Consider the following 25,531-nt stretch of genomic DNA (forward strand, 5'->3'; position numbering starts at 1 on the left):
AGGGCGCGATTTTCTAATGCAGGACAGGTAGTTAAGGCCTGTTTGGGTTCCTGATAGCACGAGGCGCCGGTTCCCGATGGCACGATAGTCCGGGTTCCCAATAGCACGGGGCTATCCACAGGCTGTCCACAGGGCGCGGCTGGCTCGAAGGCGAGCAGCAGCCGGCCGCTGACCTCCACCTCAACGAACAGCGTGTAGCCGGGAAGAGGCTGGCGCCGGATCAGATCCCTGAGCTCAAAGGCGAAGCGCTTGAACGGCGACAGGCTGCCCGACTTCTGGTGCAGGTGCCGGAAATCAAACCGCCACCCATCCTGTTGCCGCCCTCCGTGCTTGCGCACCAGCCGGTAGAGCCAGCGCTCCAGCCCGCCCGTCAGCCCGAAATAGGCCCGGTCGATGGTGAGCACGAGCGCATCGTCGAGCACGGCGCGGTAGAACCAGTCCGGCAGGATGAGGTCGACGCCATCGGGCCGGCCGTTGCGATCGGTGCGCTCCTGCCATTCATTGATCCAGGAGAAGCGGTGCCGGCGTCCCTCCGCCGGCTGGCGGATGGTGGTCGAGACCGTCGTGGACTGGAGGCGGTCGAGCGCGGCTTTCAAGCGCTGATAATCACGCAGGGAGGTGCCGCGCCCGACAAAGGTGAGGATCTCATAGGGCGTCGCCGCCATCAGGCGCGAGGTGCGAAGCCCTGCATCGCGCGCCTCGACGATCTGGCTGGCGGCCCAGATGAGAATGTCGGCGTCCCAGATGGTCGCCATGCCGTGGTCGGGCACGGCCTCGACCCGGATGGCGATGCTGCCGGTTCGGAAGTCGATCGGCGCGACGCGCGGTGTTTTGGAGAGGGAGAAGAAGGGATAGGCCATGAGATCCTGCGCATCTCGTGGCGCGAAGTCGCCTGGCAGGGCGCGGAACAGATCGAGCTGTCCGCGCTCCGAGAGGCTGTGATGCCGCGCCGCCATGGGGGGCGTTCAGCGCACGGCGCGGCCGGCGAACGAACCGGCGGCAAGTGCATGGCGCTTGGCCGGCAGGACGGTGCCGCGCGGATCGGAGGTCGAGGTGACCGCGCCGCGCTCGGTCCAGGCCTGCAGGTCGTCGATGGAATAGACGACGCGCCCGCCCAGCTTGCGATAGGCGGGACCGGTGCCATAGGTGCGGTGCTTCTCAAGTGTGCGGGCCGACAGGCTGAGAAACTCGGCGGCTTCCTTGGTGCGCAGGTAGCGCGGCGGGAGGGTGGCGAGATCGGGTCGCATGGAGCGGGCCTCCGTGGGCGTGGCGGGAGCCGCCGGAGTGCGGCGGCGGACGGTGACCACGGTGGCGGAGGAGAAATGTCGGGAGGGATGGGGAAGATTGGGGGGCTAAAATCCGCACCCCGTCACGGGCGGCGACGGTGGCGGAACAGTCGCAGATAGCCGCCGGCGATCAGGCCGGTGCCGCCTTCCACCAGGCCGATGACGCGGTCGCGCAACGGCGATGTTTTCCAGGGATCGGCCGCGACCCGCTCTGTGCCGAAGATGGCCTCGGCGATGTCACGGTAGCTCGCGCCCCGGTTTCGTCCGTCACAGGCTTGAAGCATCAGCCGCAGGCGTCCGCGCTGCTGGCGGGTCATGCGGGTGTCGGGTGGCACGCGCCTCCCACGGTGCGCATGCCAGAGGCGTTTCAGCGCCTCGATGCGGCCGGGGAGGTCGTCGTCAAAGGGGATCAGGGCGGCGATCGGCGCGGCGGGGTCCACGCCGGAAAGCAGAAGATGCGGCGGCGCCGCATGATCAGGTGTTTCGGCAGGTGCAGCGTGACGTGCCGTGCCGGTGCTCAGCAGATGGTCGGGAAGCTCGGTGAGGACGGTGACGGCCGGGTTGATCCGCGGGGACCAGTGGACCGGCTGCCGTGTCGCGGGGAGCGAGGGCTTCGCTGCGACATCGTAACCCCCAGACATGCTCTGCCTCGGCTGGGAGAGGTGCAGCCGCTCTCTCGGCGTCCACAAGGTCCCGATAGGCCTGCTGGTAGGATGCATCCCGCCTGAGGCACTCCCAGGCCAATCCCTCCACAGAGAGATCATCGAAATAGTCGTAGGTCCGACTGTCTCGCCAGCGCGATGTATCGGGCTTCATGAGCGACTCCCAGACGGTGCATGCCGTTGGGATCAGCAATTAAGGATTGCATCGCGAGGCAGAACTCACCTCACAGGCAACAGGTGATGCGGCGCGCGCATCACCTGGACAGGCGGCGCTAGTTGACGCGATGCGGGAGCAGATCGCGATAGCCTGTCTGGGCGAGCCAGCGGGCGCGCTCCAGATGGCTGTCATGCACCGCGCGGGCGCGGGCAGGATCCTGCGCCGGATCGATGCCGAACAGGACGATCACCACTTCCTGCCAGTCAGCTCCCTCGGCGGTCGCGTCGAGGAGGCGCATGTAGAGCTTGATATGGGTGCGGTCATAGGCGGTCAGTTCCTGACCGGACGGCGCCTTATCATCAAACGCCTTGGCCACGTCCATCCCCCGCAGGCTGCCGCTTCTTCTGTCACAAACCAAGCCGTCGGCGACGGCGTGGGGCTGCAATTTAGGATCATTCTATCATGCGCACTCACAAAGCCGAACGCTGCGTCGCCGATCCGCAGACCTGATCCACCATCTCTTCGGCGCTGACAATGCTAGGCGTCACGCGACCGCCGCACGAGCTTGGATCGCGAGTATGTAGAGAATACTCCGTGGTGAAATACTCATCAAGCGACTGCTCTCTCGGCCATGGAGATCCGAGAGGTGTTCGCGCGCAATCTGAAGGCATTGCGGCTGGCCAAGGGGCTGTCGCAGGAGGAGCTTGCGCACCTCGCGGACATTGATCGCACCTATATCAGCTCGCTCGAGCGGTGCGTTTACAACGCCAGCATCGATGTGGTGGAGCGGCTCGCCTCGGTTCTCGGCGTCGAGGCCTCCGACCTGCTTCTGCGTCGGCCGACAGGCCCGACCGAGATCGATCCTGAGGACGACAAGTAGGGCTCTATTGGCGTCATCGCGTTTTCTCGCTTTTCGATGGAGAGCACCCCCGGCCTTGTCGGCCGGGGGCGCAGCCCGCACGTCAGTCGCTGCGGCGCCCGTTGGGGCGGGACCAGATGAGGGAGAAGTTCTCGCCGTCCTCGTCGTCGAAGAGGTTGGCGTAGATGGCAGCGTTGAAGCTCGGATCGTCGAGCTTGAGGCCCAGATAGTCGCGGCCCTCGGTGGAGCGCTTGGACCAGGCGGCCCCGATCTCGGCGCGGCCGACCAGCACCCGGTGGCTGGGGGCGTTCTCGCCGGTGGCGCGGCTGTCGGGGATGATGCGCACGCCCCGGGCCTGCACGCCGAGGGTGACGATGTCGCCGGTGAATTCGTTGGTGCCGGTCTTCTTGAAGGTGCCGATGGTGGCCATGTTCCGTCTCCGTCCTGTCTTCTGAGCCCGCACCATTGCGGCCTCGATGGCGATCGGGAGGCCGGAGGCGAGCGACGCCACATCGCCTCGGGGTCCCCGTCGCGCTGGCGCGATGGGGTGAGGATTGCGACCGCAGCACAGCGGAGGACGGCGCAGGCGCGACTTTGTTGCTGCGCGAGGAATGACGGCGATCCGGGGTCCCCGCGCAGCGCGCGGGGTGGGCGCCGACAGGGGAAGAAAGTCGGGTCCAGCCGTTGTGGCATAGGCGCTCGAGGCGCAGCCGTCCTTCGGCCAGATCTTGCCATTGAAGAGGCCGCCTGGAGCGGGCACGGGCGGATGGATGACGGAGAGGTACGGCCCCGCACCGGATACGCAGACCCGACCGAACCACACCGCCAGACGATGCCCTGAGCCGGGCCAATCTGCCGATTCCCCGTCCCGCCAACGTCGCGAATGCTCTGCCCCAAGGGGGCTTTCGGCTGCGACGCGGCCGCCGTCCTCCACGCGCACCAATCTTGCCGCATTAGAGGGCGAAGCCGGCGCGCCGGATCTCCGCTCCCTCCCGGCCCAGCCGGTTGACGCGGACGATATGCGTTCGCTGTCTGGTGCGCCGAACGGCTATCGCGGCGTCAGGGAGGGGAGCTGTGCCCGTCAGAAGGGCGGAACGCCTTCCTTCCGGTGATCCGCACGAAGGCGACAATGCCAACCACGCCGGCTCCGATGATAGAAAACACCATCTGCCACGGCTGGGAGGGCACGGTGTGCTTCAGGATGCCATGGGTGGCGTGGAAGCCTGCCGCCACGGCCGGGACGACGAACATGGCAGCGATGAGCAGACGCGCCCAGATCGGGCGGACGATCGCGAACAGGAACTGGCCGAGGGCATAAGTCAGGCCAGCGGCGGCAAGGCCGACAACAACGCCGAGCCATCCGGCGCCGGTGTCATAGGCCCATGTGCCCGCCGTGATGCCCGCAAACAGCGGCAACGCGAATACCGCCAGCGTGAAGAGCAGCCAGCAGAGGAATGCGATCGTCGCCATGCTGAGAAGAATGCCGATGAAGATCATGGGGGCGGCTCCATAAAATCAGACCGATGCGCCTCCACCACCACGATGCACCGGCGGGATTGGCGTTGGCGTCAGAGCACGAGCGCACGCCGCCTCCGCCGATTATGGCCGCCTGTTCGCCTCTCAAGAGGCGAAGGGGTCGATTTCGCGGACGATGGCGGCTTCGTCGCCGTCATATTCGGTAGCCGGGGTGACGGAGAGCGTGCCGTCGCCGGCGCGGAAGATGACGACGGTGGCCATCAGGGTGGTGGCGAGGCTGAAGGCGAAGGCGTGAGCGATCTGGGCGGACATCGACCTGGCTCCTGCGCGAGCGGAGGTCCATCCCCCGCTGACAGGCGCCCGAAAGGGCCGGCCGCTGGCCGCAATCACCGCGTGAGGCTCAGCCGGAGCGGCGGCACGCGCAGCGTAGTCCGACCCTTCATGGGTTGATGGCGTCAGGCCATCGGCTGGACCCAAGGATCAGCGTCGTGAAGCGGGGATGGTCGTCCGATCAGGAGACCTTGATGGCGGGTTGCTGCACAGGTCGCTTCCGCCGGGCTGCGAGGTGCAACACGTGCTGCCTGTGGGAAGCCGTCAGCGTTGCATGTTCCACGGATTGATGACCGCCACACCGGCGGCGTCGAACGCGCTGGTATCGCGCGTGGCCACAGTGAAGCCCCGGGCGGCTGCGATTGCGGCGATATAGCCGTCGGGCGTCGGAAAGCCCTTGCCAGCCGTGCGCGCCTTCACGGCGAGGTCGGCATAGTGTCGTGCGGCAGCGATATCGAACGGCAAGACGCGGTCGGCGAACAGCTCCATCACCCCGTCCATGGCATCCGTGAGCCGGTCCTTCCGCTTGCCAGCGGGTAGTGCACCGATGCCGTACAACAGTTCGGCGATGGTGACGCTGGAGAGATAGAGCGTCTCGGCCGCCTGCTCGTCGAGCCACGCCCGCACGGTGTCGTCGGGCGTGGGCTTCATCGCCTCCGAGATGACATTGGTGTCGAGAAGGATCATTCGAAGCTCATGGGCTCGGCAGGTGTCCTGTCACGCGCGGGGCTGAGGGCGTCGATGTCTTCATTGGTCAGGCCGAGACGGCGGCTGCGCTCCGCGAGCGCCGTGCCGAGCCGAAGGCGCGTGTCAGGGCGAACAGCGGTCTCAAGGATGTCGCGCATCTCGGCTTCGGTGCTGCGGCCATGCTGTGCCGCGCGCACCTTCAAGGCGCGGTGCGTTGCCTCGGAGAGATTCCGGATCGTCACTGCGGGCATGATGGCGCCTCCAGTAAGGCCGATTGCGTTGATAGCAAAATAGGGAATTTGCCATCATATTCAAGATGGCGGGTCTGGCGGCGCTTATGCGCCACCAGACCCGAACCGATAGACCGGAATGCCCATCTTGCGGGCCTTGTCGGCCAGATTGTCCTGAATGCCGGTGCCGGGGAAGATCACGACGCCGATCGGCACCACGTTCAGCATCTGGTCGTTGCGCTTGAACGGCGCCGCCTTGGCGTGCTTCGTCCAGTCGGGCTTGAAGGCCACCTGCGGCACCTTGCGGCTGTCGGCCCAGAGAGACGCGATCTTCTCGGCGCCCTTTGGCGAGCCGCCATGCAGCAGCACCATGTCCGGGTGCTTGGCGTGGATCTGATCGAGCTTGACCCAGATCTGCCTATGATCGGCGGTGTCGCCGCCCGAGAAGGCGATTTTCGGCCCGGCGGGCACGAGCACCTCGTTATCCGCGCGCCGCCTGGCGGCGAGGAAATCCCGGCTATCGATCAGTGACGAGGTGAGATGGCGATGGTTGACCCGTGATCCGGCGCGTGGCGTCCAGGGCGAGCCGGTGGCGATGCGGTAGCGGTCGGCAGCGGCCTCACGGAAGGATTCCATGCCGTCGCGCCGGCCGATCAGGTTCATGCCGATGTCGATCAGACGCTCCAGATCGAGAGACTTCACCTCCGAGCCGTCCTGTTCGCGCTGAAGCTGCTTCTGGGCCTGCTCATTGTCGTCGAGCTTCTGTTCGATCCGGTCCACGGCGCGGTGGAACATGTTGACGGTCGACCAGAGGAGATCGGGAAGCTCGGCATCGAGGCTGGTGTCGGTGATCGTTGCGACCAGGGCGTCGAAGATGTCGGCAACGGCGCCTTCGATGAGGCGGTCCGCCGGTGGCGGGCGCTGGTCGCGCTCGTCCTCGGAAGGACGATGGCCGTGGAGCTGCAATTCCTGGATCAGGTGGTCGGTCGGGGATGAGACGTGGTGCGGCTCGTGGTCGTCATGCGCGCTCATGGGATGCTCCGTCGGTGTGGACCGCTTGCCGTTGCGGCCTTCATGGCGACGAAGCCGTCGGGCGGGACGGACCTGCACCCGGAGCGCGGGCATGGTCCCCGAAAGTGGGAACCGGTTTCGGGACAAGACCATGCCGGAAAGCGCACAGGGCCGAAGCGCAGCGGAGGATGGCGACAAGCCGGCGATTTTGCCTCGCGATGGAAAGCGGCCTGAAGGCCGCGCCGGAAAATCGTCGGCGGCAGCCATTGCCGATCCGGCCCGGCTGGCGGCCGATCGCCCTCTCGAAGGCGCAAGGCGCGGTCCATTTCCGAGGGCTGACGCACCCAAGCGGGCATGGCCCCAAGCACACGGCCGTTCAGCCCGTTCCGGCTATGGGGCCAGGCTCAGGAAGCGCGCGACGTCCTCCGGGGCGAGTTGCACCCGAACACACGCCTGGAGGGCATCCATACCGAGCCGCTGGAGATCCTCGTTGAAGTCCCCGAGCGCTGGCGACAATGGAATAGCCTCGATACCCTCGGCGTTCGCCCGTTCGATCAGCGTGTCCCGCGCGGCGTCGCCTGCCGGATCCTTGTCGCTGACGATGTAGAGCCGCCTCAGGGCAGGCGGGAACAGGATGGCGGCCAGATGTGCTGCCGAGAGCGCCGGTGCTATCGCCATGTCGGGCAGGACCTGCCGGAGGGAAAGCATGGTCTCGATGCCTTCGCCCGCTGCCATCACGCTGTCGGGCACACCGATGCGAACGGTAGACCCAAGCAGATCACCCATCGCCTTGCGCGGCGTGTCGACTGGAGCCTTGTCCGTACCGTCGGGGGCGAGCCAGGTGCGGTGTACGCCGGTGATCCTGCCGGAGAGATCGGTGACGGCGGCGATCATCGCGGGCCAGGTCTCTGCCGGGCCGTCGTCAGGCTTGTAGTAGCAGCGCGGATGGAAGCGCAGGTTTCCGGTTCCGTGCAAAAGCGTAATGCCGCGTCGGCGCAAATACGTCTCTGCAAGGGTCCCAGCGAGGGGCTGCGACATGGCGAACAGACGCCTTGCCGCTTCGGTCGATCCTGACGGGGCCGGCGCGATACCGCGACGTTGTGCTACGGGCTCCGGTTCGGGATGCGGCAGGTTGAGAAAGGCGCGCGCTTCCTCGGCTACGTCAGCGAAGTCGGTGAGGCCCAAGGAGCCACGTATCATGTCGAGAAGATCGCCATGTTCGCCGGTGGCGGCATCGGTCCATTTGCCCGCCGGGCTCTTCGCGGATGCGTGGAGCCGGACGAAGAGCGAGCGGCCCGGTGTGTTGCGGACATCGCCGACCAGCCAGTAGCGGCCCTCCCGGCGCCCATTGGAAAGATAGTGGCGGCAGACGGCTTCGGCCCGATCGGCGAGCCGGCGCGACAGATCGTGAGCAATCCCGGACATGGCGAGCTTTTCAAAAACAAAGGCCCGCCGACAGAGCCGGCGGGCCGAGGTTCAGGATCGTGTTGAGGGTTACTCCGCCGCCACGGCAGGGGGGATGTCCGTGGTGTCTTCAGTATCCTCAAGACTCTCGTCTTCGCCCATGGCGGTTGTGCCGTCCTGCGCCGCCGTTTCATCGCCAACTGCGGGTTCAGAGCCGCGCAGCGGTTCCGGCAGCCAGCCGGTGTCGGCCAGCAGCGTTTCGGCCTCGCGGGCCATGTCGCCCTTCTTCAGGTGCGCGATGCGCTCTGCCGCACGTGGCCCCTTGGCCTCGCTCACCGCCTGTAGAATGCGGGCCTTGGTCACGCGCCCGAGGAAATTATCCAAGGTCGGCTTCCACCCGACGGCTGCCATGTCGAGGTCGACGGCACGAGCGAGTTGATCGGCATGGTTGAGCGCGCGGGGGCGCCGGTTCCAGGCCTCGTGAACGGCGTTTACCGACAGGCTCACCACATGGGCGAACAGGCCGGAGCGGCTGTCGCTGTCCCAGTCCCGCAGAGCCTCCCAGAGATCGGCCGAGTCCTTCGGCAGCACCTTGGCCCAGCCCTCATGCCGGGCGTGGATCGCCGCGGCCGAGGCACTGTCATTCAGCCCCGGCGCCTGCGCGCTGAACGCCACGCTCTTCAGGTCGAGTTCGAGGCAGCTATCCGAGCCATAGCGATAGAAGCTCTTCAGCGTCAGGGCATGCAGGGCCGCGAGGAAGGCGACATCGGGCCGATCGCCCAGCGCCTGGCGCAGGCCGAGCGTGCGGTGCGAGGTCAGCTCGGTCATCAGCCGGTCCGAGAGCGCAGATAGCCCTTCATCCTCCTCGGGCTCGGGCATCGGCGCATCTGCCATGACGGCCTCGCCGGTACGCATGGCCGCAACCGCGCCAACGTGCGGGCCGGCGTTTTCGACGGTGGCTTCGGGCTCCACCGGCAGTTCGTCCTCGGGCCGCACATAGCCGCGCTCAATACGCGGCGTGCCATCATGGGTGATGCTGACAAAGGCGCCGGCGCGCGCCACATCCAGCGGATCGAAGGTGATCGGACGCGCCTCGAAGGCTTCGATCGCCGTCTCGATCTCGCCGAGCCGCGCGTCGACCTCCTCCGGCAGATCATCAGCCTCGGCGTATTCCGCGGACAGGCGATCATATTCCGCCTGCAGGGCATCGCGGCTCGCTTCCTCTTGGGCGGTGAGCGGGATGGTCTCGCCGCGCAGCTGGCGCAGGCCGTAGGTGTGGCCATAGGCGAAGTCAGGGGCCATCTCGACCCACTTCCACCCCTCAGTGGTGACAGCGTCGGCCTCAGCCTTGAGCTTCTCGGCCACCAGCCGGTCGACAAGCGCGACATCCTGCAGCCAGCCGCCATCATCGCCCTGGAATAGGTCGCGCAGGATGGTGCCGCCGGCCTCGACATAGGCCTCGAGGCCAATGAACTGGGCGCGCTTGTCACAGGCGCGGACAGCACCTTCGGTCAGCATGCGGCGGATGGCATAGGGCTGCTTGTCATAGGAGGTCTTCAGCCGCTCGAAGACCTGTTCCTGGCGCGCATGGTCGCCGGAGACGGTAAAGGCCATGAGCTGGTCGAGCGTCATGCCGTCCTCGGCATAGACCTCCAGCAGCACCGGCGAGACCGAGGCGAGCTTGAGGCGCTGCTTGACCACGCCGACGGAGACGAAGAAGGCGGCCGCAATCTCTTCCTCGGACTGACCCTTCTCGCGCAGCGCCAGGAAGGCGCGGAACTGGTCGAGCGGGTGCAGCGGCGCTCGCTGGACGTTCTCGGCGAGCGAATCCTCCTCGGCGATGCCGCCCTCCCGGATGACGCAGGGCACCGGCGCGGTCCTGGCGAGCCGCTTCTGCTTCACCAGCAATTCCAGCGCCCGATAGCGCCGTCCGCCGGCCGGGATCTCGAACATGCCAGTCTCGACGCCGGTGTCGTCAACCACAGGCCGGACGCTCAGGCCCTGCAGCAGGCCACGGCGGGCGATGTCCTCGGCCAGTTCCTCGATCGAGACCCCGGCCTTGATGCGCCGGACGTTCGACTGGCTGAGCAGGAGCTTGTTGAAGGGGATGTCACGCGAGGGCGAGAGCGTGATCTTCTGAACATTGGTCGCCATGGAAGGCACCTCCGCGACGGGCGGCCAAGAGCCTCTCTCTCGGCCTCCAACCCGTCACGAAGCGCAGCGCCGCCCTCTCACTCTGGAGGGCGACGCCGCAGAACCCCAGATCTGCAAAAGCGCAAAGCAGGAGACACGGATCTCCGCATCTCCGGCTTTCCGGAAGTCAGGCGGCCCGATCGAGCAGCTTCTTGGCCCGCCCCTCGAGGTCGAGCCGCGCATCCTGGTGCGGCTTGTCGCGTGCGAGCGCGGTGATGCCCTGCACGAAGTCGAAGATGCTCTCGGGCTTGCGCCCTTCCTCGGCCAGCACCGTGTCGATGATCTTGGCTGTCTCCACCTTGGAGAAGCCCCGGTTGCGCAGGAAGTCGCTGCGGTCCTCGTCAGTGCGCGCGACGATCTTCTCCCGTGCGGCCTTGATGCCGTTGACGAAGGGCATGGGCGAGGAATTGGCGAAGCGGGTCAGGGCCGGGGCCGCCTCATGCGCAAAGCGCGAGGCCGCGTATTTGGAGTGGCGGATGGTGATTTCCCGGAAGTCCTCGACGCCCCAGAGATTGCGGTTCTGGCACACGGCACGCAGATAGAAGCTGGCGATGCCGAGCGTCTTGGCGCCCACCTCCGAATTCCAGCAGTAGAAGCCCCGGAAATAGAGGTCCGGCGAGCCGTCGGGCAAACGCCCGGCTTCGATGGGGTTGAGATCGTCCACCAGGAACAGGAAGACGTCGCGGTCGGAGGCGTAGAGCGTCGTCGTATCCTTGGTGATGTCGACACGCGGATTGTAGATGCCCGTGGACCAGTCGAGCACGCCCGGCACCTTCCAGCGCGTATCGCCGGTGCCGTTGCCGGCAATCCGCTGCACCGCCTCGACCAGTTCGTGATCATAGATGCGGCCGTAGTCCGGGCCGGTCACCGCGCGCAACTCGACGCGGCCATTGGCGGTCTCAAACGTCTTGATCTGCTCGGCGCGGTGCGCGGTCAGGCCATATTGCAGATTGATGCCGGCCAGCGCGGCGGGAAGCTGGCGCAGATAGGCAGCCGGTGCCCCGATCTGGGCCGCGAGCTGGCCGAAGGACCAATGGTTCGGTTCGACGGGTGCATCCGCCCCGGGCAGCACCAGCGCCAGCCGTTCGGCATTGGAGCGGCTCGCCTCCACATGGATGCGGGACGTCTCCACGAGGCGCGACCGGCTGTGATCGGCCCGGCCCCGCACCATCGCGGCCAGCTCGCCGAGGGACAGGAACCGTTCGTCATCCGGTCGGGAAAACCACTCCGACGACACGCGGCCGACCCGTTCGCCGCGCGTGACATCCACCTTGTAGCCGCCACTGACGTTGCGACCGGCATCCAGAACCTGCATGTTCATGGGGATCAACCTCCATCACGGGCGCCGGAAGCCTCTCTCCCAGCCCTCAACCCGTCACGGAAATCCGGTCCGCACTCTCACTCTCCGGACGAAGTCATCCGCCGTCCAGAAGATGAGGACGGCGGACGATCCTTCCGAAGATAGTTAGATCTTGATGAACTGGTGGGCCGACAACGAGCCGAAGGGCAGCTGTGCCAGCGGTCCACCGATGTCGAGCGGGCCGAGATCAACGGGGAAAAATCCGATGGCCTCGATGATCGCGCGAACCTCGGTCTTTGCGGCAGCGTCATCGCCCGAATAAAACAGCACGCGCTTGCCACCCGACGCCTCGGGCTCACTCAAGACGTTGACGTCGAGGTGATTGAACGCCTTGACCACCCTCGCGCCCGGAACGTACTGGCGGAATATCTCGCTCGAGTGCTTTCCACCGAGATCGACCGCCTTGATGCCATAGGCTGCGAGGGGATTGCTGGGGTCTGTCGCATCGGGTGAATTCGGATCGATGAATTCCACCGGGTTGGTGCCGTCGATCACGATCCGTCCGTTCCAGGCCGGCAATGCGCCGAGCACCTTGCTGGCATCGACCCAACGGACCGCCGCCAGGACAATGTCGGCGCTGGCCGCCTCTTCCACGGTGCCTGCCTTGATGGAGGGCCCGAGTTCCTGCACCAGGGCGGCTAGAGACTGGGGTCCGCGGCTGTTCGAGATCGTGGCCGAGATTCCCTTGCTGGCAAGGGCCCGAGCGAAGTTAGAGCCGAGGGCGCCTGCGCCGACGATACCAATGGTCATGATGGTCTCCTGATGCGTGGGGGACTTGGGCGGATGGGAACCGTCAGTGCCCCCGGAAGGCTGGACGGTCTCTCACTGTTGCTTTCAGGCCTCAGCGGAACTTAAATGATTATGTGTCATCGCTTCTATGACATTTAAGGGCAAAACGATTACCAGACGAGCGGAATAGAGAACTTACCGAGCCGGGCGACCTCGGAAGCAATATCGGCTATTGTGGTTTTGCCGAGTTCATCTTCGAGCGCTTTCCGTGCCCGCGACAAGGTTGGGCGTATGGCCTCAAGTATGTTGCCGCCCACAGCGCAGCTTTCGCAGGGCGGTGTCCTGTGCATTGAAAATAGCTCGGTGTCCTCGACGGCTTCATAGACATCGAGCAACCGTATCTTCTCGGCCGGCTTCGCCAATAGCGCGCCGCCGCCGGCGCCGAGCTGCGAACGTGTCAGCCCGGCATCATTCAGGCGGGACAGCAATCCGCGGACGACCACCGCTCCGGTATTTGCCGAATAGGCGAGATCCTCGGAACGCAGCGGCTTGCCGTCGCTGACGGCGAGTGCCGTAAGGACATGCACGGCGACGGCAAAGCGCGTACTGGTCGGCATCACGAGCTTCCCTTATATGTCGATATGACTACGACACACTTATGGTCCTGTCAACGAGCCACCCGACTGGCTTTCGTTCGGGCACTGTTTCAGGCGCTCGATCATCCACCGGCCAGCGGGGCCGGGCGGCGCCGCGTTCCGGTAGACGGCGGACATGGGCAGCTTCAATCCGCCAGGCGGCACGTCTTCGATCGGGAGCTCCGCCAGCCGTCCATCGGTGATGTCCTTTGCCACGGCATGAAGCGGCATCCCGCCCCAGCCCAAGCCACTGAGAAGAAACGCGTGCTTGGCAAAGAGGTCGGCCAGCCGCCAGGTTGATGGCGACATGACACCGAACTCCCGACCCGCCGAGAGATCGGATCGGTCCGTCAGTACGAGCTGGACGTGCCGCGCCAGCTCGTCGCGCGGGATGAGACCGGCATGGGCCGCCAGCGGATGGTCGACGCTCGCGACCATGACGAAGTCGATGCTGGTGACGCGCTCGGCCACGAGCCCGGCGGGAAGCGTCGGTAGGGAAATGACGAGGCCGAAACTGGCACGCCCATCGATCACGGGTTGCACGACGCCGCCGAGCGCCTCGACATAAAGCCGCAACGGCGTGGCCGGAAACTGGTCGCGGAAGTCGCGGGCAACTTCGGCGATCACGCTGATGGGGAAGAAGACGTCAATGACCGCGGCGAGTTCCGCCTCCAACCCGCCGGAAATCCCCTTGGCGCGAGCCTTCATGCCGTCTACGCCCGCGACAATGCCTCGCGCATCGGCGAGCAGGATTGAGCCCTCGCGCGTGAGCCGCGGATAGCGTGCGCTACGGTCGAAAAGCGCAACGGCGAGTTGGGCTTCAAGGTTGGCGATGGATTCGCTGACGGCCGACTGCGTCCGCCGAAGGCGACGCGCGGCGGCGGAGAAGCTGCCTTCGTCGGCGGCGGCAAGAAAGGTCCGCAATTGGTCAAGCGATACACCGTCGAGCATGTCGGCTTCCTCGTATCTACGGGCCGGACGATAGCCATCCTGCCGAGCTTGTACCATCGGCAAAATAGATGGATTGGATCGGTTTATACCGGCTTCCCCGTCAGGTCAGAGCGTGGCACCCATTCCTCCATGTTCGATGCCATCAAGAAACTGTTTTCCCGCTCTGCTTTAGCCCCCGTCATCGGGCGGCCGGAGGATCATCCTATGACCACCATCCTGCATATCGACTCCAGCATCCTCGGTGGCTATTCGGCCACCCGTTCCTTGACCGCCGATATCGTGGCCAGGCAGCTCGCGCTGCATCCGGGTGCGCAGGTCATCCGGCGGGATCTCGTCGTCGATGCGGCGATGCATCTGTCCGGCGCGCACATGGCGGTCTTTCAAGGTGGCCAGGTCACGGATCCTCTGCTCGGCCAGGATCTTGCCACCGGCGGTGCCTATATCGACGACCTCTTCGCTGCCGACATCATCGTCATCGGGGCGCCGATGTATAATTTCTCGATCCCGACACAGCTGAAGGGTTGGATCGACCGGGTCGCCGTGGCGGGCCGCACGTTCAAGTATGGCGCGAATGGTCCCGAGGGACTGCTGACCGGCAAGAAGGTCTACCTGGCGTCCGCGCGCGGTGGTGTGTACAGCGGCGCGAGCCCGATGGCGGCTCTCGATCATCAGGAATCTTACCTGCTCGCCGCGCTCGGTTTCATCGGCTTGACCGATGTCACGGTCATCCGGGCCGAGGGTCTGGCCCTTGGCGAGGAAGCAAAGGCGGCGGCGCTGGCCGGCGCCAAGGCGCAGATCGCCGCGCTGGCGGCCTGATCGCGCACGCATCCGACATCCCGCTTCCAGACGCCAAGGCCGACGACCATGTCCCAGACCAATCTTCTTGCGGCCGTCGGCCGTCTGTTGATCGCACTCATCTTCATCGCCAGCGGGCTCGGCAAGATTGCCGCGCCCGGTGCGACGCAAGGCTACATCGCGGCGGTAGGCCTGCCGCTGCCGATGGTCTCCTACCTGATCGCCGTCCTTGTCGAGCTGGCTGGAGGCATCTTGATTTTGATCGGTTATCAGGTCCGGATCACAGGCCTTGTACTCGCCGCCTTCACCCTGGCGACCGCCGTGATCTTCCACACCAACTTCGCCGATCAGAATCAGATGATCCATTTCCTGAAGAACGTCGCCATTGCGGGCGGCCTCCTGCAGGTGGCGGCATTCGGCGCAGGTGCCCTCAGCCTCGACGGACGGCGTCTCCGCTCTCGCTGAATACGGAATGGCCGACGGCGAAGAGAGGTTATGGACATGGAAATCGGCATCGATAGCTTTGCGGCCACCATCCCCAATCCGGCGACCGGCCAGGCCCTGCCGGCGGCGGACCGGATGGAGGCCTTGCTGGCGGAGGTGGAAACCGCCGACCGCGTCGGCCTCGACGTGTTCGGCATCGGCGAACACCACCGCAAGGAGTTCCTCGATTCCGCGCCGGCGGTCATCCTGGCGGCGGCAGCGGCCCGCACCAAGCGCATCCGCCTGACCAGCGCGGTAACCGTGCTGAGCGCCGCGGATCCGGTGCGGGTCTTCCAGGACTTCGCCACCATCGATCTCATCGCCAAAGGCCGTGCGGAGATCGTCGTGGGGCGTGGCTCCTTTGGCGAGGCCTATCCGCTGTTCGGCTTCGCGGCGGAAGACTACGACGCCCTGTTCGCCGAAAAGCTCGATCTGCTCCTCAAGCTGCGCGAGGCGACCACCATCTCCTGGCGCGGCCGGTTTCGGCCGGCGCTCACCGGCCAGGGGGTCTTTCCCCGGCCGCATCAGGACAGGATCCCGATCTGGCTCGGCGTCGGTGGCACACCGCAATCCTTCGTCCGCGCGGGAGTGCTTGGCCTTCCGTTGATGGTCGCGATCATCGGCGGGAGCTTTGCTCGCTTCCGTCCGCTGGTGGACCTCTATCGCGAGGCGGGCCGGCGAGCAGGATACGCGCCGGAGACGCTGAAGGTCGGCATCCATGCCATGGGGTTCGTCGGCGACACCGATCGGAGCGCCGCGGACGCATTCTTTCCCGGCTGGGCCCATATGTTCACCGAGATCGGCCGTGAACGCGGCTGGTCGACGGCGACACGGGCGCAGTTTGATGCGATGTGCGGTCCGCAGGGCGCTTTTCTGATCGGAAACCCGCAGACAGTGCGCGACAAGGTCCTCGCGGCCAACGACGCACTTGGCGGGATCTCGCGCCTGACCTTCCAGATGAGTTCAGCCATGCTGGAGACCGAGGCCATGCAGCGCTCGATCACGTTGCTCGGAACCGAGGTTGCTCCGGCGGTGAAAGCCGCGCTGGGCCAAGTGCCTCAAAATGGGTGAGCTGATTGACGGCAATTGGCGACGCGGTGGCGTCGAGAGCGTACTGACCGATGGCCAATTACGCCGTCCTCCCTCGGTCTTTCGCGATTGGGTCACTCCCGATGGCGATGGGCCATTCAAGCCTGCTCCGGGCCGCTATCACCTCTACGTCTCGCTCGCCTGTCCCTGGGCGCACCGCACCCTCATCATGCGCAACCTGAAAGGGCTCGGCGATCTGGTCGGCGTTTCCGTCGTTCATTGGCATATGGGCGACGATGGCTGGACCTTCGATGAAGGCGCCGGGGTAATCCCCGACGGGATCAATGGTGCGAAGTTCCTGCACGAAATTTACACGCTGTCGGATCCGACCTGCACGTCACGCGTGACCGTGCCGGTGCTGTGGGACAAGGCGACCCGCAGGATCGTCTCGAACGAGTCCGCGGACATCCTGCGCATGTTCAATACCGCCTTTGACGGCTGCGGCGCGGCTGCCGGCGACTATTACCCAGCTGCTCATCGCGAAGAGATCGACGCCATCAATGCGCGTGTCTACGCGACCCTGAACAACGGTGTGTATCGCTCCGGCTTCGCGACGACGCAGGTCGCCTATGAAGCGGCTGTCGAAGAGGTCTTTCAGACGCTCGACTGGCTGGAGCCGCGCCTGGCGCACCAACGCTACCTTGTCGGCGATCGATTGACCGAGGCGGACATTCGGCTGTTCACGACCCTGGTGCGATTTGACGTGGTCTATCATGGCCACTTCAAGTGCAACCGCCGGGCGCTGACCGACTATCCGGCCCTCTGGGCCTATACGCGAGACCTGTATCAACATCCGGCCATCCGACCGACGGTCGATTTCCATCACATCAAGGCGCACTATTACGGTAGCCACCCTTGGCTCAATCCAAGCGCCATCATACCCATCGGCCCTGATCGCGATTTCGAACGGACCTCGGACCGTTCAAACCTTGCCGAAGGGCAATGACCGCATCTGACCCATGCGGCAAACGGGGTTCCCCGACCGAACTCGGGAGCGAAGGCTCGGCCGGGGTTTGAGGCATCAGGCGGTCATGCGCTCGGCGCAAGGGCCTGCCGGACCACGGCGCTATCGACATATTGCGTCATGGTGGCGATCTTGCCGTTCTTCACCTCATAGAGATGTGCGAAGGCGGCGCGCATCGACTTTCCGGTGGCATTGTAGGTGCCGGAATAGACGCCGAAGGCGGCGACGCGGTCGCCGTCTTCCAGGAAGGTGTGGACCTCGGCGCGATAGCCGGTCCATTCGGTGCCGAGGCGTCGGAAGACGCCCGCGATGATCGCGTCCGGCCCGACATAGGTTCCCGCATACGGGAACCCTTCTGCTTCCGTCCATGAAGCATCCGGCGCAAGAGCGGCCAGCAGGTTTCGGCCGTTCTCTTCCGACGTCCCCTTATAGGTTGCGCGGATCAGTTCGAGATTGGCGCCCATCTCAGCCCCACTTCATCTCGCCGGTGGCGACCTTCGAGCCGATATCGAGAGCGACGCCCATGCCGAGGCCCGGGAAGCGGGCGAGCATCGCGGCCTTGAGTGCAGCCGAGTCCTTGGCCTTGGCCAGTTCTTCCTCGAAGGCGAGGAGATAGGCCTTCGTATAGGCAACGCCTGAGAGATCGGTGGCGGCGCCCGGCACCATGTGACCGGGCACGACGATGGCCGGCGTGCGGGCCGCGATCCTGTCGAGATTAGCGATCCAGGCGGCGCGCTGTTCCTTGGTCGGGGTGTCGGCGGTCCAGACATACACGCCGGAGAACACCATCACCCCGCCAAACACCGCGTTCAGCGACGGCACGAAGAGAGAGCGGCGGTTGGCAAGCCCCTCAGCCGGCACGATCTCGACGGTCTCGCCGTCGACGGTGAGCGAGGGGCCGTCGAACACCTCGGGGATGATGATGTCGGCCAGCGTCTGCGGGCCGTTCTCCTTGAGCTGCGGCCCCCACACCGCGAGCTTCTTCTCCACGCTCGCCTTGATCGCAGCGACGGTCTCGGAGGCTGCGATCACTTTGGCGCCGGGGAAGGCTTCCTTGATCGGCTTGAGACTGAAGTAATAATCGGGATCGGACTGGCTGACATAGATGGTGGTCAGCGTCTTGCCGCTGGCCTTGATCGCCTCGGCCACCGCCCGCCCGTCGGCGTAGGTGAAGCCACCGTCGATCAGCAGTGCTTCGGAGGCGCCGGTGATGAGCACGGGGGCGCGATAGAAGCCCTTTTCCCCGGCGGGGAAGAGCTTCCAGGACAGCCCGCCGGCGGCATGGCCGAGACCTGCGGGAGCAAAGGCAGCGGCGGCGCCGGCCGCGAGGGTGGTTTTCATGAGGGATCTCCGGGTGAGCATGGATGTCTCCTGATGGGGCGATGGAATGGAAAAATGCGGGGCAGATGGGAGCCCTGCCGCTGGCGCAGGCTCAGGCCGCGTTCAGTTCGGCGACCAGCATGGTCCTACTGCCGAACAGGGCGCTGGCCCGCACGAGCCGGGGGCTGTCTCCCGCACCGACACTGAGGGCCGGGACGCCCTCGGCACCGAGCCGGCGCATCTCAGTGCGTGCGGAATCGAGGCGCGAGCGATACGCCGCCATCAACGCCTCGTCAGGCGTTTCGAGGCGATCGGCGATCTCCGGCATGTCCAGGGTCCGCAGCACCTGTGTGAGGACAGTGATGTCGGTTATGTCGCGGCCCTCCACATAGCGGGCGTGCTGGATGGCCTTCAGCGCTTCGAACGCCCGCTTGGGGGCGGTGATGGCAACCGCTATGACCGCCAGCGTCGCCGGGCCGGAATCGAACAGGCGTGTGCGGTCTGCCAGAACCTTGTGACGATAGGCGTCGCTGAAGGGCTGGCCGGTGAGGCGGGCGATGCGCTGGTCATTGCTCCAGGCGTAATCCGCGAAGCCCGCATCCATCGGGCGGGCGCCGGTCCCGGCGAAGAGGCCCGTTGGCGCCAGCTCAACATCCATATCCGGCTCGCGGATCAGATTTTCCAGCGTTGCGGATGCGCCGTAGCACCAGCCACAGAGCGGATCGAACAGATAGGTGATGCGGATTTTCTTGGTCATGGCCATCTCCTCCGCCAAGGAAATGGCACGGGCGGACTGACCATAAAAGACCGACAAAAATGACACTCTGTATGCTAATAACAAACAGTCATGCCATCCGACCGCGCGCGCACTCATGAACCTCAATCGCCTGGCCTATTTTACCGCTGTCGTTGACACCGGCTCGTTCACCCGCGCCGCCGAGCGGCTCGGCATCACCAAGGCGGTGGTGAGCCAGCAGGTCGCGCAGTTGGAAAGGGATCTGGGGACCAGCCTGCTGGTGCGAACGACACGGCAGGTCCGGCCCACCGAGGCCGGCCGGCTGTTTCATGCGCGCTGCGTGATGATCCTGCGCGACGCGGAAGACGCGTTCGATGAGATGGCGCAGGCCGCGGCGGCGCCGACGGGCACGCTGCGCATCACCGCCCCGAACGATTACGGCACGGCCCTTGTCGCCCCGCTCGCCTCCGCCTTCACGGCCCGCTTTCCGGCCTGCCGGGTGGAACTGACGCTGAGCGACGACACGGTTGATCTCGTTTCCGGCCGGATCGATCTGGCCATCCGTGTCGGCTGGCTGGTGGATTCCAGTCTTCAGGCGCGCAAGATCGGTTCCTTCGACCAGTTGCTGGTCGCGAGCCCCGTCTTCGCAGATCGCATCGCTACGCTGCGCGCGCCTGAAGATCTGGGTTCCTTGCCCTTCATCGCCAATCTCGCCCTGCGCGAACCCTTGCTTTGGTCCTTCACGCGTGGTGACCTCGACCGGCAGACCGCACGCCTGCAGGCGACCATTGCCATCGACACCACACCCGGCGTGCTCGCGGCGGTGAAGGCCGGCGGGGGGCTTTCCATCCTGCCGGATTTTCTCGTGGCGGAGGACCTGGCAGCCGGGCGACTGATCCATGTGCTGCATGCGTGGCAACTGCCGTCCGGCGGCATCCACACGGTCTATCCCACAGCCCGCTTCCGCCCGCCCAAGGTGACGGCCTTCGTGGACATGCTCGTGGCTGTACAGAAGACCAGGTCCATTCCCACAGCGCCCGCGGCGTAGTGGTGCCCCAAGCCGCGAAACAAGCCCATCCCAAGCGGTTGCGCTCAGCGTGACCTGCTTACCTTCCCGCGCGAATATCTTCCGGAGTCAGCGGCTGGACGGGTGTCGGGCACAGTGGATCGAATGCACACATGGCCGCCTTGTCGATCAGCCCAGTCTTTTGAAGCCCGGCGGTCGTCATATGGACGCAGCCCAGAAGCCTGCTCTTATCCCTTTTCTGTTCGCCATCGCCTTGACCTGGACTAACGCCAACATCGGCGTTGATCTGTCGTGGCGCGGCATACCCCTTCACCTTCCGTAGCTTACGCGCTGGAGAAGCACCATCCGACACCTCGAGCCGTATCGGGGGCATAGCTATGAGCCTCGATCGGCGCCGACGGGCTCGGCCGGATGCCCCGAACGTGACGGGCGGCCAGCCCGTTCGGGTTGATCCAGGATAGAGTCAATCTCGTCGGCAACCCTGTCGGCTGCGAGCCTGAGCGCTTCGTCTATATGGATATAGCGCTGCGTCACGCCCCGAGCTGCATGGCCCAGTAGCGCGGCAATGGTCAGTTCGGAAAAGCCCAGGTCGGCCGCGACGCTGGCAAATGTGTGCCTCAATGTATGCGGGGTTACGTCGTCCAGCTTCGCGCTGGCACACAGCCGATCGAGCACCCGAACGACGCCGATAAAGTGGCCCTCGCCCCAATCCGCCGGGAAGAAGTACGGTGATGCTGTGTTGGGCTGCCCCAATAAAAGGTCCATAGCTGCGCGGCCTATGACCCGTGTCTGGGCTCCGCTTTTGGTATCTGGAAAACGGACCGAGCCTTCATCCGTGTTGAGCCAAAGCCGCTTCACCCCAAGGCCCTCCATTCGCCGAAAACCCGTGAGGAGAAGGAAGCGGATGGCAGCCAGCCCCGTCGGATGCTCTCCAGCCTCTGCAGCGAAACGCATGGCCCTCCCAAAGCGGGCGATTTCGCTGCGGCTGAGGCGGCGTTCGCGTGCCTTTCCGGCCAGCCGGCGAACGCCGCGCGCGGGATTGGCGTCGATCTTTCCGAGGCGGACGGCGTGTTCAAAGATGGCATGCAGCGTCGACATGGTTCGGGCAGCCACCCCTTCCCCGCCCGTGGTCGCTCCACCTCGACTGCCCGCGCGAGGTTTGGATGTTTTGCCGGCGGCGATGTCAGCCTGCGCTCCTTCGATATCCCCGAGCTTTAGCGTGGCAATCAGTCGTCGGCCCAGCAATGGCTTGATGTGAACCTCGATCCGGCTCTTATCCATGGCCAGGGTCGATGCCTTGATGGGGCGACGGCTGCGGCCGAGTATGCGGCCGGCCTCGGCCTCGGCCAGATACCAGTCGCATACCTCGGCAACCGTGATGCCCTTCACTTTGCTGTCCGGGCTATCCAACGGGTCGAGACCCTTGGAGACGGCCACCAGCTTCTCGTGGGCGATCCGGCGTGCCTCCTCGACCGTCATCAGCCCGTAGCGTCCAATCACGGTGCGACGAGGCCGTCCTTCGGGCGAGCGATACTGGATCACGAAGCTCTTCAGCCCCGAGGGCATGACCTGGACGCCGAAGCCTCGAAGCTCCCGATCCCACGCAAAACTCTCCCGAACCTTGACCCCAACCTTGGAAGGTTTCGGAACTTCCAGCGCGTCGATAAAACGCTTCGTCAGCTTTTCCATAGTGAGTTCAAAGCCCTATCGAAAATCTGCTTAGATTTTACGAGGCTAGCCGGATTCCAATCAAATTCCAAGCTCTCAGAAGCGCAAAATAGCGTATGAAGCGCAGCCTTTAGCGTGCCAATCGTCAAAAATAGCTGTTAATTTATAGTAGCTTATCGCATTTTAGCAAACTCGCGGATATTGCAGCGAATGGCTCTCGGGCACCTTGCCAAGGTTGGGGTCGTGGGTTCGAATCCCATCGCCCGCTCCAAATTTACCAAATAAAATCTGATAGTTAGTAAGCGCCCTCCGGGGCGTTTGCTGCTTACAAAGTTCATACGGTGACTCCTTGTAAGCATTTTGTAGGCAAGGTTGAAACGGGCTGGCCGCAGGAGCCGCTACCGTCTCGGGAAGCAAGGGGTCGAGCCGGTAGTCCGGTAGATCAAGCAGGCGAGAGGCTTGCGGCAGTTGCTGCTGCGCGGCCTCGATCAGGCCCGGGCTGAATGGGCGATGATCTGCACCGCCCACAACCTCCTGAAGTTCGCAAAAGCGTCAAGATGAGGACCACGCGCCGCAATCTCGCGTCCAGCCTTCCGCTCACAACTGCCGCAAAACACGTTACTCGGACAGGCTCCTAGAGCATTTCCCCATTTCACTGAATCGTGGAAATGCTCTAGGTCATTGAGTTTACGTGTTTTCTTTACGCGAACCGGTATCCACTTCGCTCGAAAACGCTCTAGACGATGTAGGGCAGCGGCGCCGGCTTGTGGGTGGCGCGGAAGGCGGAGAGGCGCTGGGCCGCCTTGTCGCTCGAGGCCTTGAGGTGGGCGACGAGGGCGCTGCGCGCCGTCTTGCGCTGCCCCTTGCGCACCGCGCGCACGATGTCGAGGTGCTCGCCCATGAACGGGTCCACGAGGCCGTGGGGCTTCAGCTCCATCTGGATGTGCTTGCCCGAGACGAGGATGCACCGGGTGCGCTTGAGCGCCTCGATGATCTCCGGGTTGCGCCCATAGCCGATGCAGTCGACGTGCAGGTCGTTCTCCAGCACGTCGAGGTCGGCGCTCTCCACCTTGGGATAGCTTTCGATGGCTGCCTTCAGGCGGGCCTCGACGGCGTCGAGGCGGTCGTCGGGAATGAGGCCGATGGCGGTGTCGAGGGCCGCCGGCTCCAGCATGATGCGCAATTCGTAGAGGTCGCGAAACCGCGCCTCGTCGAGGGGCACCGTCCACCAGTGGGATTTCTCGCCCTTGGAGACGATGCCCACCTCCCGCGCATGGATCAGGAGATCGCGCGCGACGGTGCGGCCCACGTCCAGATGGCGGGCGATGGCCAGTTCGTTCACCCGGAAGCGGCCGAAGACCGAGGAGAGGATGATGTCGCGCTCGAAATCATAATAGAGCGACTGCCAGGCGAAGCTCTTCTTGGCTTCCACCGGCTCCTCGCCGGCCTTCAGCATCTCCGCCGTCACCGGCAGGCGGCGCGGGGCGGCGCCGCGTCCCACGATCAGGCCGCGGCCGTCGAAGCGGGAGACGACGCCTTCCTCTTCCAGCTCCGCCAGCGCCTGCTTCACCGGCGAGCGGCTGGAGCCGAACAGGGCCGCGAGCGGCCCCTCCAGCAGCACCATGCCTTCCGGCAGCGTGCCCGCCGCGATGGACCAGCGCAGCCGGCCGGCGATGACCGCATAGGCCGGCGTGCGATCGACCACGGGCGCGGCGGTCCGCGCCGCGCTCAGGTGACGGCGCCGATCTGCCATGGCACGAACTCGCTGTCGCCGAAGCCGTAATCCTCGCTCGCCGTATGCGCGCCCGAGGCCACCGCGAGAATCTTCTCGAAGATGCGCTCCCCCGCCGCGGCGATGGTGTCCTCGCCGGTGACGATGCCGCCGCAGTTGATGTCCATATCCTCGTGCATGTGCAGGTACATCTGGGTGTTGGTCGCGACCTTGATGCAGGGCGCCGGCTTGAACCCGGAAACCGAGCCCCGGCCGGTGGTGAAGACGACGACGTTGCAGCCCCCCGCCACCTGGCCGGTCACCGCCACCGGATCGTAGCCGGGCGTGTCCATGAACACAAAGCCCGTGCGATCGATGATCTCGGCATATTCATAGACCGCCTCCAGCGGCATGGAGCCGCCCTTGGCCACCGCGCCCAGCGACTTCTCGAGGATGGTGGTGAGCCCGCCTGCCTTGTTGCCGTGGGAGGGATTGTTGTTCAGCTCCGCGCCGTTGCGCTCGGTGTAGCTGCGCCACCAGTCGATGCGGTCCATCAGCTTCTGCGCCACCTCAGGGCTCACCGCGCGGCGGGTGAGCAGGTGCTCGGCGCCGTAGATCTCCGGCGTCTCGCTGAGCACCGCCGTGCCGCCGTGCCTCACCACCAGGTCGGCGGCATGGCCGAGCGCGGGATTGGCCGAGATGCCCGAATAGCCGTCCGAGCCGCCGCATTGCAGCGCCACCTTCAGGCCGGTCAGGGGCACCGTGGTGCGCTTGGCGGCATCGGCGATGGGCAGCATCTCGCGGACGATGGCGCTCGCGGTCTCGATGGTCTTGCGGGTGCCGCCGAGGCCCTGGATGGTCATGGTGCGCAGCAGATGGCCCTCCACCAGCCCCTCGCGGGAGACGATGGGCTCGATCTGGTTGGTCTCGCAGCCGAGGCCGATCATCAGGATGCCGGCGAAGTTGGGGTTCTTGGCATAGCCGCCGAGCACGCGGGTGAGATAGGCGTACCCTTCCGTTTTGGTGTTGATGGCGCAGCCGGTGCCGTGGGTGAGGGCGACCACGCCGTCCACGTTGGCAAAGCCCTCAAGCCCGCCGCCACGGTTGAAATGATCGGCGACGGCACGGGCAACCGTTGCCGAGCAGTTCACCGAGGTGACGATGCCGATGTAGTTGCGGGTGCCCACCTGGCCATCGGGCCGCACATACCCCTCGAAGGTGCGCCGCTCGGCCTCGGGCAGAAGCTCCGTGGCGCGCCCGTCCTCGGCGAAATGGTGGGCGACATCGCTCTCCTGCATGGCGAGATTGTGCAGATGGACATGGGCGCCGGGCGCGATGTCGGTGGTGGCGACGCCGATGGTCTGGCCGTATTTCAGCACCCGCGATCCCGCAGGGATGGGGGCGACGGCCATCTTGTGGCCGCTGGGAATCTCGGCCAGCGCGGTCACGCCCACTCCATCGAAGATGACGGCCGTTCCGGTCGGAATGCGAGCACGCGCCACCCCGACATTGTCCGACGCATGCAGGTGGATGAGGGGTGATGCGGCGGACGTCGTCAGCATGGCGTTTCCCTAAAAATGATCATTGCGTGCATCAATCAATCATGTTAGATATGGTCTAGTCAAACGAAAAATATAACAAATATCAGGGCTATGGGGACAAAAATGGCCAAACATCCATGATCAAAAAAACGATTCGTGTGCATCTGTGCCGCGCATCAAAGCATTAATGCTGCTCATGAACGCAGTTATATTGTCATTGGCGAAAC

The 25,531-nt window shown here is 65.1% G+C and carries 29 protein-coding genes and 1 pseudogene; 7 read left to right on the plus strand and 23 right to left on the minus strand.

Going from position 1 to position 25,531, the window contains the following annotated elements; all coding sequences use genetic code 11:
• From V5F48_RS17945 to V5F48_RS17965, 5 genes are all read right to left on the minus strand, one after another.
• On the minus strand, positions 1-956 hold a 956-nt coding region (locus V5F48_RS17945), incomplete at its 3' end, for a replication initiator protein A (RefSeq protein ID WP_394259803.1).
• A gap of 9 nt (positions 957-965) precedes the next feature.
• Positions 966-1,247: a helix-turn-helix transcriptional regulator gene (locus tag V5F48_RS17950; protein ID WP_394259804.1), complete on the minus strand. Its 282-nt coding sequence runs from the start codon at positions 1,245-1,247 to the stop codon at positions 966-968.
• Positions 1,248-1,369: 122 nt separating this feature from the next.
• On the minus strand, positions 1,370-1,852 hold the full coding sequence (locus tag V5F48_RS17955; RefSeq protein ID WP_394259878.1) for a DUF2285 domain-containing protein: 483 nt from the start codon (positions 1,850-1,852) through the stop codon (positions 1,370-1,372).
• The gene (locus V5F48_RS17960) at positions 1,761-2,102 is read right to left on the minus strand and encodes a transcriptional regulator domain-containing protein (RefSeq protein ID WP_394259805.1); all 342 of its coding nucleotides are present in this window, start codon (positions 2,100-2,102) and stop codon (positions 1,761-1,763) included. Before V5F48_RS17960 ends, V5F48_RS17955 begins: the two co-directional genes overlap by 92 nt.
• Positions 2,103-2,220: 118 nt before the next feature.
• Positions 2,221-2,487 (minus strand): DNA -binding domain-containing protein, encoded by a 267-nt coding sequence (locus V5F48_RS17965; protein ID WP_394259806.1) that lies wholly within the window; start codon positions 2,485-2,487, stop codon positions 2,221-2,223.
• A 249-nt stretch (positions 2,488-2,736) separates the two neighbouring features.
• Between V5F48_RS17965 and V5F48_RS17970 the strand changes: the two genes are divergently transcribed.
• The gene (locus tag V5F48_RS17970; protein ID WP_394259807.1) at positions 2,737-2,985 is read left to right on the plus strand and encodes a helix-turn-helix domain-containing protein; all 249 of its coding nucleotides are present in this window, start codon (positions 2,737-2,739) and stop codon (positions 2,983-2,985) included.
• Positions 2,986-3,067: 82 nt separating this feature from the next.
• On the opposite strand, the gene V5F48_RS17975 is transcribed toward V5F48_RS17970, so the two are convergent.
• The 12 genes from V5F48_RS17975 to V5F48_RS18030 all read right to left on the minus strand — a co-directional run bounded on the left by V5F48_RS17975 (position 3,068) and on the right by V5F48_RS18030 (position 13,970).
• Entirely contained in the window at positions 3,068-3,394 is a 327-nt protein-coding gene (locus tag V5F48_RS17975; RefSeq protein WP_394259808.1) for a DUF736 domain-containing protein, read from the minus strand.
• A 629-nt stretch (positions 3,395-4,023) separates the two neighbouring features.
• Entirely contained in the window at positions 4,024-4,461 is a 438-nt protein-coding gene (locus V5F48_RS17980) for a hypothetical protein (RefSeq protein ID WP_394259809.1), read from the minus strand.
• Positions 4,462-4,584: 123 nt separating this feature from the next.
• On the minus strand, positions 4,585-4,752 hold the full coding sequence (locus V5F48_RS17985) for a hypothetical protein (RefSeq protein ID WP_394259810.1): 168 nt from the start codon (positions 4,750-4,752) through the stop codon (positions 4,585-4,587).
• Positions 4,753-5,034: 282 nt separating this feature from the next.
• Complete coding sequence (locus tag V5F48_RS17990; protein ID WP_394259811.1) at positions 5,035-5,457, minus strand: type II toxin-antitoxin system VapC family toxin; 423 nt, start codon at positions 5,455-5,457, stop codon at positions 5,035-5,037.
• On the minus strand, positions 5,454-5,708 hold the full coding sequence (locus V5F48_RS17995) for a FitA-like ribbon-helix-helix domain-containing protein (RefSeq protein WP_132036189.1): 255 nt from the start codon (positions 5,706-5,708) through the stop codon (positions 5,454-5,456). The genes V5F48_RS17990 and V5F48_RS17995 overlap by 4 nt, the downstream gene beginning before the upstream one ends.
• An 84-nt stretch (positions 5,709-5,792) precedes the next feature.
• Positions 5,793-6,719: a DUF2493 domain-containing protein gene (locus V5F48_RS18000; protein ID WP_394259812.1), complete on the minus strand. Its 927-nt coding sequence runs from the start codon at positions 6,717-6,719 to the stop codon at positions 5,793-5,795.
• A 369-nt stretch (positions 6,720-7,088) separates the two neighbouring features.
• Complete coding sequence (locus V5F48_RS18005; RefSeq protein WP_394259813.1) at positions 7,089-8,123, minus strand: DUF7146 domain-containing protein; 1,035 nt, start codon at positions 8,121-8,123, stop codon at positions 7,089-7,091.
• A 69-nt stretch (positions 8,124-8,192) separates the two neighbouring features.
• Entirely contained in the window at positions 8,193-10,256 is a 2,064-nt protein-coding gene (locus tag V5F48_RS18010; RefSeq protein ID WP_394259814.1) for a ParB/RepB/Spo0J family partition protein, read from the minus strand.
• Between the two features lie 166 nt (positions 10,257-10,422).
• Positions 10,423-11,616 carry a DUF932 domain-containing protein gene (locus tag V5F48_RS18015; protein WP_394259815.1) on the minus strand — a complete coding sequence of 398 codons (1,194 nt, stop codon included), beginning with the start codon at positions 11,614-11,616 and terminating at the stop codon, positions 10,423-10,425.
• 144 nt (positions 11,617-11,760) lie between these two features.
• Positions 11,761-12,405: an NADPH-dependent F420 reductase gene (locus V5F48_RS18020; protein ID WP_394259816.1), complete on the minus strand. Its 645-nt coding sequence runs from the start codon at positions 12,403-12,405 to the stop codon at positions 11,761-11,763.
• A 149-nt stretch (positions 12,406-12,554) separates the two neighbouring features.
• Positions 12,555-13,001, minus strand: a complete 447-nt coding sequence (locus V5F48_RS18025) for an Rrf2 family transcriptional regulator (RefSeq protein WP_394259817.1) — start codon at positions 12,999-13,001, stop codon at positions 12,555-12,557.
• 39 nt (positions 13,002-13,040) lie between these two features.
• Positions 13,041-13,970 carry a LysR family transcriptional regulator gene (locus V5F48_RS18030; RefSeq protein ID WP_394259818.1) on the minus strand — a complete coding sequence of 310 codons (930 nt, stop codon included), beginning with the start codon at positions 13,968-13,970 and terminating at the stop codon, positions 13,041-13,043.
• A gap of 204 nt (positions 13,971-14,174) precedes the next feature.
• On the opposite strand from V5F48_RS18030, the gene V5F48_RS18035 reads away from it, so the two are divergent.
• From V5F48_RS18035 to V5F48_RS18050, 4 genes are read left to right on the plus strand one after another with little or no spacing between them, the layout of a single operon-like run.
• Positions 14,175-14,786, plus strand: a complete 612-nt coding sequence (locus V5F48_RS18035) for an FMN-dependent NADH-azoreductase (RefSeq protein WP_394259819.1) — start codon at positions 14,175-14,177, stop codon at positions 14,784-14,786.
• 48 nt (positions 14,787-14,834) lie between these two features.
• On the plus strand, positions 14,835-15,230 hold the full coding sequence (locus V5F48_RS18040) for a DoxX family protein (RefSeq protein ID WP_394259820.1): 396 nt from the start codon (positions 14,835-14,837) through the stop codon (positions 15,228-15,230).
• Positions 15,231-15,266: 36 nt separating this feature from the next.
• Complete coding sequence (locus tag V5F48_RS18045; RefSeq protein WP_394259879.1) at positions 15,267-16,319, plus strand: LLM class flavin-dependent oxidoreductase; 1,053 nt, start codon at positions 15,267-15,269, stop codon at positions 16,317-16,319.
• Entirely contained in the window at positions 16,312-17,283 is a 972-nt protein-coding gene (locus V5F48_RS18050) for a glutathione S-transferase family protein (protein WP_394259821.1), read from the plus strand. Before V5F48_RS18045 ends, V5F48_RS18050 begins: the two co-directional genes overlap by 8 nt.
• Positions 17,284-17,366: 83 nt before the next feature.
• On the opposite strand, the gene V5F48_RS18055 is transcribed toward V5F48_RS18050, so the two are convergent.
• From V5F48_RS18055 to V5F48_RS18065, 3 genes are all read right to left on the minus strand, one after another.
• Positions 17,367-17,765 carry a nuclear transport factor 2 family protein gene (locus V5F48_RS18055; protein ID WP_394259822.1) on the minus strand — a complete coding sequence of 133 codons (399 nt, stop codon included), beginning with the start codon at positions 17,763-17,765 and terminating at the stop codon, positions 17,367-17,369.
• A gap of 1 nt (position 17,766) precedes the next feature.
• Positions 17,767-18,663 carry an MBL fold metallo-hydrolase gene (locus V5F48_RS18060; protein ID WP_394259823.1) on the minus strand — a complete coding sequence of 299 codons (897 nt, stop codon included), beginning with the start codon at positions 18,661-18,663 and terminating at the stop codon, positions 17,767-17,769.
• 70 nt (positions 18,664-18,733) lie between these two features.
• A complete protein-coding gene (locus V5F48_RS18065) occupies positions 18,734-19,378 on the minus strand; it encodes a DsbA family protein (RefSeq protein WP_394259824.1) in 645 nt (214 codons plus the stop codon).
• Positions 19,379-19,493: 115 nt separating this feature from the next.
• Between V5F48_RS18065 and V5F48_RS18070 the strand changes: the two genes are divergently transcribed.
• Entirely contained in the window at positions 19,494-20,405 is a 912-nt protein-coding gene (locus V5F48_RS18070) for a LysR family transcriptional regulator (RefSeq protein ID WP_394259825.1), read from the plus strand.
• A gap of 354 nt (positions 20,406-20,759) precedes the next feature.
• Here the strand turns inward: V5F48_RS18070 and V5F48_RS18075 are convergent, their stop codons facing one another.
• On the minus strand, positions 20,760-22,073 hold the full coding sequence (locus tag V5F48_RS18075) for an integrase arm-type DNA-binding domain-containing protein (protein ID WP_394259826.1): 1,314 nt from the start codon (positions 22,071-22,073) through the stop codon (positions 20,760-20,762).
• 348 nt (positions 22,074-22,421) lie between these two features.
• Here V5F48_RS18075 and V5F48_RS18080 point away from each other — a divergent pair.
• Positions 22,422-22,613: pseudogene (locus tag V5F48_RS18080) on the plus strand (transposase); the annotation flags it as partial.
• 175 nt (positions 22,614-22,788) lie between these two features.
• Here the strand turns inward: V5F48_RS18080 and V5F48_RS18085 are convergent.
• Together V5F48_RS18085 and V5F48_RS18090 are read right to left on the minus strand one after the other, a co-directional pair.
• Positions 22,789-23,805 (minus strand): GntR family transcriptional regulator, encoded by a 1,017-nt coding sequence (locus tag V5F48_RS18085; RefSeq protein WP_394259827.1) that lies wholly within the window; start codon positions 23,803-23,805, stop codon positions 22,789-22,791.
• The gene (locus tag V5F48_RS18090) at positions 23,781-25,325 is read right to left on the minus strand and encodes a UxaA family hydrolase (protein WP_394259828.1); all 1,545 of its coding nucleotides are present in this window, start codon (positions 25,323-25,325) and stop codon (positions 23,781-23,783) included. Before V5F48_RS18090 ends, V5F48_RS18085 begins: the two co-directional genes overlap by 25 nt.
• Between the last annotated feature and the right edge of the window lie 206 nt (positions 25,326-25,531).

The organism is Xanthobacter autotrophicus ATCC 700552 (genome assembly GCF_043194565.1).
Classification (GTDB): domain Bacteria; phylum Pseudomonadota; class Alphaproteobacteria; order Rhizobiales; family Xanthobacteraceae; genus Xanthobacter; species Xanthobacter autotrophicus_F.